Source organism: Halalkalibacter sp. HAAS-P014 (assembly GCF_056619965.1).
Genome location: NZ_JBWQTV010000040.1, coordinates 1 through 1,534, shown reverse-complemented (window position 1 = coordinate 1,534; position 1,534 = coordinate 1). Strand labels below are relative to the sequence as shown.

Sequence of the window (1,534 nt, the reverse complement as noted above, 5' to 3'; positions counted from 1 at the left end):
CAGATTGTCGAGAAACCCCACTTTTTTTAGTGGGGTTTCTCTTTTTACATTATTTTCTCTCTAAGGGTTAAGAAATAAATCATAAATGGAAGATTGCCAACCACCTCACCCTCTGGTGAGGTGGTTGGCAATCTTCTTTATGTTCTGTGCAACAGCTGTCATCAGCGCTTGTTCGTTAGCGCCGTTCAAGCTGCGCAACCGGCAGTAGCGAAGCCCGTGGAGTTGTTTCGCATCCGCAAAGCTTCGCTCGATGGTTTCTTTTCTTTTTTTATAAATCGTCTTTCCTTCCGGGGATAGACGATTTTCTCTGACTTTTTCTTTACTACTCTCCCAAACATGTCTAGTTATGGTCTTTTTATGATTCTTAGCTGTTGTACACTGTGAAAGAAACGGACAGCTTTTACACGTTTTGGGATTGGAGTGATATTGACGATACCCCTCGCGATTCGTAGTTGAGTAAGTCAAGGTCTCTCCATTGGGACATGTATATGTATCGGATTCAACTTCATAAGTAAACTTCCATTTTGGGAATAATCCTTTTTTAGGCGAAAAGCGTCGATGAGCAATGACCCCCATGATGTTTCTCTTTTCAAGCCCATGACAAATAGGCATGGTTAAGTAACCCGCATCAAGACCAACTGCTTCTAGTTCAAAACCAAAACGCTCTCGTTGACGATCTAAACGTGCTAAATAGGGACGGGAATCATGAACATTTCCAGGTGTTACATGGACATCCGTGATAATGTTATATTTGAGATCGGTTGTACGATGGTCCAGATAGAAGAAGCCCTCAGGTTTCCCATCCCGGAACATATAACCACTCTCTTTATCGGTTGTGCTAACCTTGATTTCCTTTACTTCCACCTCCTTGTCCTTTTTTGGGAAGGACTTTTTTCCATGTGCTTTTCGGTCCTCCTCAATCGCTTGATCTAGTTCATTAATGTAATCTTGAGTTTCCACTTGAACCGTTTCTTTCACAAACTTACGCTTGTTTGCATTTGCCTTTAAATGAGTAGAGTCCGTAAAAAGTACACGTCCACCTACCATACGATGTTCGACTGCGAGAAGAACCACTTCATCAAAAACATCTTGAAAGACCGTTGTATCCTTAAAGCGTTTATGACGATTAAAGCTAATCGTAGAATGGTGTGGAACGGAATCTGTTAACCCTAATCCTAAAAACCAACGGTAGGCTACATTGGTTTGAATCTCTTTTTCAAGCTGTCTTTCCGAACGAATTCCGTAAAGATAACCAATAAACATCATCTTAAATAACATCACAGGGTCAACAGGAGGACGGCCATTATCTTCACTATAAAAGGATTTTACTTTGTCATATATAAAGGAGAAATCAATGGTTGCATCGATCTTTCGTAAAAGATGGTCCTCTGGAACAAGTTGATCAATCGAAACCATTTCTAATTCTATTTGTTTTTCACGGATAGGACGTAACATATGGATCACCTCACGATTATTCTTATCTATATTATACTATAATTACCTGAATAATCGGATTAGTCTGCGCAAAAAAACA

1 protein-coding gene is annotated in these 1,534 nt (G+C 40.0%); it reads right to left on the bottom strand.

Annotation, left to right across the window (positions count from 1 at the left end):
* Nucleotides 1-105: 105 nt before the first annotated feature.
* Entirely contained in the window at nucleotides 106-1,455 is a 1,350-nt protein-coding gene (locus tag AC1FXZ_RS21765) for an IS1182 family transposase (protein ID WP_480057561.1), read from the bottom strand.
* Nucleotides 1,456-1,534 lie beyond the last annotated feature (79 nt).

Excerpts from the sequence above, each read along its gene's own strand:
- AC1FXZ_RS21765 (WP_480057561.1), bottom strand. The coding sequence starts at position 1,455 with ATGTTACGTCCTATCCGTGAAAAACAAATAGAATTAGAAATGGTTTCG.